Raw genomic sequence first — 306 nt, 5'->3', positions numbered from 1 at the left:
CAGATTCATCCACATAGTGAACAACTACATCACCATAATCTTGAGGAGATTCTACCGTTACCGTATTAGAATCACGTTCGACATTATTGATGATTTCAGTAAAGGTGTTCTTCACTGTACCATAGTCAAGTTGTTTCACTTGCATGTAACCTGTAGCTTGGAACTCACTATTATCTGAAATCTTGCTCAAGAAATCTTTAGAGAATGAATACAGAACTGTTCTTGCTTTATGGTCAATTGTTTGGTTGACGTATTGTGTCAAATCTGTACCTTTGGCAAGCTTTTGACCATTCTTAAGAAGAATAT

At 35.9% G+C, this 306-nt stretch carries 1 protein-coding gene; it reads right to left on the bottom strand.

Annotated features, from left to right (window positions below; genetic code table 11):
- The coding region (locus HMPREF2963_RS09405; RefSeq protein WP_186821960.1) for an LPXTG cell wall anchor domain-containing protein at positions 1 to 306 on the bottom strand (306 nt) is incomplete at both ends.

The organism is Streptococcus sp. HMSC067A03 (assembly GCF_001814295.1).
Taxonomy (GTDB): domain Bacteria; phylum Bacillota; class Bacilli; order Lactobacillales; family Streptococcaceae; genus Streptococcus; species Streptococcus constellatus.
The sequence above is the reverse complement of the archived record's forward strand: the minus strand, read 5'-3'. Positions and strand labels throughout refer to the sequence as shown.